Raw genomic sequence first — 5,367 nt, forward strand, 5'->3', positions numbered from 1 at the left:
ATCTAACGTCTCGCCTGGTGGCTCGACCGGCCGCAACAGCGCGCGCAGTCGGGCGCGCGGCTGCGCGAGCGTGCCGTGCTCGGCTACGGCCCGGCGGCGAGCGTCGACCGCTATGAGGCAATCGTTGCAGGCCTTGCGTCGAGCGGGGTCGGTGCCGCGTGACGCTTGACCTGTTCTACGCCGAACCCGACCCCGATCGCTGGTTGCCCTTCGATCGATATCCGCGACGGCTGGTGCGTCGCGCCTTGCGCGGAAAGCCGCGACCGGGTGGTCAGACTCGCGTGTTCCTCAACCTGATGGCGGGCCTCGACGAAATCGGCGTCTCGTACCGTGTCAACGACTACCGCCACGCGCGCCGCCACCCCGACCGGCTGGCCTGCATTGTCGGCAAGCCGTTCGTGCTCGATCGCGTCGAGTGGCGTAACCCGATCCTCTTCGGCGCCTCCGTGTTCTCGCACCCCATCGACGATCCGGATCTGTTTGCGCGTCGGCCCGTGCGCAAGGTTCTCGTACCCGGGCCGTGGATGGAAGCGATGTGCAAGCCCTACTGGGGTGATCGCGTGCAAGCCTGGCCGGTCGGGATCGACACCGCGCTGTGGCATCCCGCCGATCCGGCCGAGAAGTCTGACCCTGTGCTGCTCTACGACAAGGTGCTCTGGGACCGGCCGCGGCGGGAAGCAAGCCTCGTGCAGCCCATCCGCGACGCGCTGGCCGACGCGGGGCAGCCGGTGGTCGAGCTGCGATACGGCAACTACGTCGAGGACGACTACCTCGATGCGCTGCGCCGTTGTCGCGCAATGATCTTCCTGTGCGACCACGAAACGCAGGGAATCGCGTACCAGCAGGCGTTGTCCTGCGACGTACCGATCCTCGCCTGGGATCTCGGCGGGCCGTGGCGCGACCCGTCCTACTACCCCGACAGGGTGATGTACGGGCCGGTGTCGTCCGTGCCGTACTGGGACGACCGCTGCGGGCTGCGATTTACGGATGCCGGCCAGTTCCGGCAGGCCTGGCGCGGCTTCATCGAACAGGTTCGCGCCGGTCATTTCGAGCCGCGCCAGTACATCCTGGAAAACCTGACGCTCGCTGGATGCGCGTCGCGCTACTTGGAGATCGCGCGGCAGGTGCAAGCCGACGCGGCGTCGGACGGCGCGCCATGACACTCGCGTCGGACGTGTTCCTGGGTCGCACCGTGCTGATCATCATCGTCGGGCACCTTTCGAGCGCGCCGCGTGCACAGAAGGAAGCCGCTGCGCTGCGAAAGGCAGGCGCGCGCGTAGTCGTCCGTGGCAACTGGTTCGAACCGCGCCTTGTCGGGGAGGATCTCGCGATCGCGCGGCAGCTCGACATTGAATTCGCCCCCGCCACCGACCTTCGGCGGGTCGGTGGTCATCCGGGAGACCGCATCCGCCATCGCATGTCGAAGCTTGTACACGCGTTAACGGGAAGCGTCTTGCCGCGCACGCTGGGCCCGGGTGCGCCGGAGCTGCTCCGCGACGCTCGTCGCATCCGAGCCGACCTGACCCTGGTGCACTCCGAGCCGGGCCTGTGGCTGGGGCGCCGGCTCGCGCAGGAGGGGCATGCAGTGGGTGTCGATTTCGAGGACTGGTTTTCGCGGGACCAGTGCCCGGGTGACCGTCCCGAACCCGTGCGCACCACGCTGCGCGAACTCGAACACTTCCACCTCCAGCACGCGCGCTGCTGCGTGACGACCACGCACGTGATGGCGGAGGCGCTCGCTGCCGACGCGGGCACGCCCCGCATTCCCGTCGCGATTCCGAATTCCTTCCCGGCGGACTCGGCGCCGACGATTGCCGACCGCCGCGACGCCGCGGGCGAGCCAGCGGTGTCTTTCTACTGGTTCTCGCAGACGATCGGTCCCGCGCGCGGGCTCGAGGCGCTGGCAGCCGCGCTAGCTCTGTTGCGCGGCGAGTGGGTACTGCACCTGCGCGGCGCACTCGGCACGCATGCGCAATGGCTGGAGGGCCTCTTCACGCCGGATCTTCGATCGCGCATCCACGTGCTGCCGCCGGTGAGCAATGCCGAACTGCCCGCGCGAACGCGCGCACATGACGTCGGCCTCGCGCTTGAAATCCCGTTCTGCACTAACAAGCAGCTCACCGCTTCCAACAAGATCCACGAATATCTCCGTGCGGGCCTTGCCGTGGTCGCGACGGCGACGCGCGGACAGGAGGAGGTGCTACGGGCTTGCCCGCACGCGGGGCAGTTGGTCACGCCCGGCGATGCCGCGTCGCTTGCCGCGGCGATGCAGGCTTATATCGACGATCCGCAGGCCCTGGCGTTTGCCAAAGGGAGTGCACGGGTTGCTGGCGCAACGGTGTGGAACTGGGAACGCTACGAGCCGGTGCTGCTGTCGACGTTGGCAGCCGCGCTGCCGGAGCGCAAATGACAACGCGCCGCGTGCTAATCGTGTGCGCTCATTTTCCTCCGTCCAGCACGGCGGATATGCAGCGTGTGCGCATGCTGCTTCCATTCCTGGCGCGGAACGGCTGGCAGGCCGAGGTGCTGACCGTGGCGCCGCAGCATGTCGCCGCCCCACTGGATCCGTGGCTCGAGGGCGGGTTGCCGGGTGACGTGCCGATTCATCGCGTCGACGCGCCCGCATTGCGTTGGTCGCGGTTGCCCGGCCTCGGCACGCATGGGATCCGCTCGCTGCCCGCACTCGCGGCAGCGGGCAATCGCCTGCTTGCGGAGCGCCACTTCGACCTCGTGTACTTCTCGACCACGATGTTCGAGGTGCACGTGCTGGGCCCTCGCTGGAAGGCTCGGCACGGCGTGCCCTTCGTGATGGACTACCAGGACCTATGGGTCAGCGACTATTACCGTGAGCATCCGGACGTCGTGCCTCCGGGCGGTCGCCTGAAGTACGGCGTGGCCAGTACGCTGCACCGATTCATGGAGCCGCGCGTCCTGCGCGGTTGCGCGGGTATTACGTCGGTGTCGCCCGCGTATCCGCAACACCTGATCGCCCGCTACCCGGGGCTCGTGGGGATTCCGACATTGGTGCAGGGGTTCCCGGGCGCCGCCTCCGACTTCGAACGGGTGCCGGACACCGACGCGACGACACTGTTCGGCGGCGAGCCGGGGCTGCGGCGCTGGGTGTACGCGGGACGGGGCGGAGCGGACATGGGCCATGCCCTGCGCGCACTGTTCGGCGCCTTGCGCGACCACGCGGACGAGGGCTTTCGTAGCGGCCTGCGCCTACATTTCATCGGTACCTCGTACGCGGCGCACGGCACGGGCGCCAGGACGATCGAGCCCATCGCCGCCGAGTTCGGGCTGTCGCACCTCGTGCACGAATCGCCCGATCGCATCCACTATTCACGAACGCTCGCGTGCCTGCGGGCAGCCGATGCGCTGATCGTGCCGGGCTCGGACGATCCGGCGTACACCGCGTCGAAGATCTATCCCTACCTGCTGGCCGGCCGCCCTCTGCTGGCGATATTCCACGAACGCAGCACCGTGACGGACCTGATGCGCCGCGCGGGAGGCGGCGTGTGCGTGTCCTTCTCGACCGCCGAGCCTGACGCGGACATCGCCGAACGCATCGCGCGCGATTGGCTCGCGACGCGCGCATACGAAAACCCGGTCGCGCTCGACGCGGCAGCGTTCGCGCCGCATACCGACGTGCGGTGCGCCGCGGAACTCTGCGCTTTCTTCGACGCGTGCGTCGATAGCGAGGCGCGCCCGTGATCGCGCCGGCGCCACCGCGACGCCCGCGCCTGTCGGTGGTGCTGTCGCACCCGGTGCAGTACTACTCGCCGTGGTTCCGGCAGATGCAGGCCGACGGTGGCATCGACGTGCATGTGCACTATCTTTCCGGCAGCCCGGAAGGTGGGCAGTTCGATCCGCAGTTCGGCCAAGACGTGCGCTGGGATGTTCCGCTTCTGGACGGTTATGCATGGAGCTTTGTGCCCAACCGGAGCGCCGATCCGGGGCCGCACCATTTCCCCGGCCTCGACAATCCGGACCTCGTCACCCGGCTTGCGGGCTCGCGGCCGGACGCGATCCTCTTCTTCGGCTATGCCTATCGCAGCCACCTGCGAGCGTTGCTGGCGCCGGCACTCGCACGCATTCCGTTGCTGCTCCGCGGCGATTCGCATGACATGGGACGGGCGCGCGGCTGGAAGCCCGCCGTCATGCGGCAGCTGCGACGCGTCGTATTCAAGCGGTTCGCGGGTTTTCTCGCCGTAGGGGCCGCCAACGCCGCTTATTTCCGTGCATGCGGCGTGCAAGGACCGCGCATCCATTTCGCGCCGCACTGCGTCGACAACCAGCGCTTTCAGGCGGGCGCCGACGCCGCGCGCTTGCAGGCCATCGCATGGCGGCGGGAGCTGGGCATCGCTGACGATGCGCGCGTGCTGCTGTTCGCGGGCAAGTTCGAGGACAAGAAGCGCCCGCTGGACCTGCTTACCGCTTTCCTAAAGCTGCAGGCCGAAGGTGGCACGCCGCCAGGTGCGGCACTGCTGTTCGTGGGCAACGGCATGCTCGACGAACCGTTGAGGGCGATGGCGGCGTCGGCGACGCCCGGCTCGGTATTTTTCGCGCCGTTCCAGAACCAGACCTCGATGCCGCGCGTCTACGCCGCTGGCGACGTGATGGTGCTGCCGTCTTTCGGCGCCGGCGAAACCTGGGGCCTGGCCGTCAACGAGGCCATGAACCTGGCGCGCCCGGTGATCGTCAGCTCGCATGTAGGTTGCGGGCCCGACCTTGTACAGCCCGGCGCGACCGGCTGGATCTTCGAGGCCGGCAACGTGGCCGCGCTGTCGCAGATCGTCGGCGAGGCGCTGTCCCTGCCGGCGGATCGGTTGGCCGCGATGGGACGCGCGGCGCGTCGCCGGGTCGACGGCTATTCGTACGCCGAAGCGACTGCCGGCCTGATGGCGGCGATGCGAAGCGTGGGCGCGCTGGCGCCGCCAGCCTCCGGCGATCGTCCAAAATAGGGAATGGCCATCGCACCCCCCGCCCATCTGCGCCTCGGCGCCCTGACGTCCGTGCACCCTGCTGCCTTGGTGGTAGTCGCGGGGCTCGCCCTGCTCGCGCTGATCAGCGCCAATCCGTTGCTGACGTTCGCCAGCGTCCTCCTCCCCGTCGTTCTCGCGGCGCTGCTGTGGCGGCCGGGTGAGCCGCCGGCGCTGCTGTATGCGATGGGCTACCACTGGATCCAGGCGTCGATCCTCGTCTTCTACGCCGACCTTGGCGGCCTGGCGATGCAGGACATTGGCTACGGCCCGATGGTGGAGAAGGCGACATGGCTGACGCTGGCTGGCGTGCTGGCGGTCGCTGTCGGCCTCCGCGCCGGCGCGGGCGCGCGTTACGCACCGGTGGCGCACGCGTCGGTCGCGG

The 5,367-nt window shown here is 68.7% G+C and carries 5 protein-coding genes; all 5 read left to right on the plus strand.

From position 1 onward, the window contains the following. Positions 1-158: 158 nt before the first annotated feature. A complete protein-coding gene (locus FW784_RS12415) occupies positions 159-1,160 on the plus strand; it encodes a glycosyltransferase (protein ID WP_149353651.1) in 1,002 nt (333 codons plus the stop codon). After that, positions 1,157-2,410 carry a glycosyltransferase gene (locus FW784_RS12420; protein ID WP_187770802.1) on the plus strand — a complete coding sequence of 418 codons (1,254 nt, stop codon included), beginning with the start codon at positions 1,157-1,159 and terminating at the stop codon, positions 2,408-2,410. The genes FW784_RS12415 and FW784_RS12420 overlap by 4 nt, the downstream gene beginning before the upstream one ends. 71 nt (positions 2,411-2,481) lie before the next feature. Next, positions 2,482-3,714 (plus strand): glycosyltransferase, encoded by a 1,233-nt coding sequence (locus FW784_RS12425; protein ID WP_149353653.1) that lies wholly within the window; start codon positions 2,482-2,484, stop codon positions 3,712-3,714. Further along, positions 3,711-4,964, plus strand: coding sequence for a glycosyltransferase family 4 protein (locus FW784_RS12430; RefSeq protein WP_149353654.1), 1,254 nt, complete (start codon positions 3,711-3,713; stop codon positions 4,962-4,964). Before FW784_RS12425 ends, FW784_RS12430 begins: the two co-directional genes overlap by 4 nt. Before the next feature lie 3 nt (positions 4,965-4,967). Next, positions 4,968-5,367: hypothetical protein (locus FW784_RS12435; RefSeq protein WP_149353655.1), on the plus strand; the 400-nt coding region annotated here is incomplete at its 3' end.

It is taken from the genome of Cognatilysobacter lacus, from assembly GCF_008274655.1.
Classification (GTDB): domain Bacteria; phylum Pseudomonadota; class Gammaproteobacteria; order Xanthomonadales; family Xanthomonadaceae; genus Cognatilysobacter; species Cognatilysobacter lacus.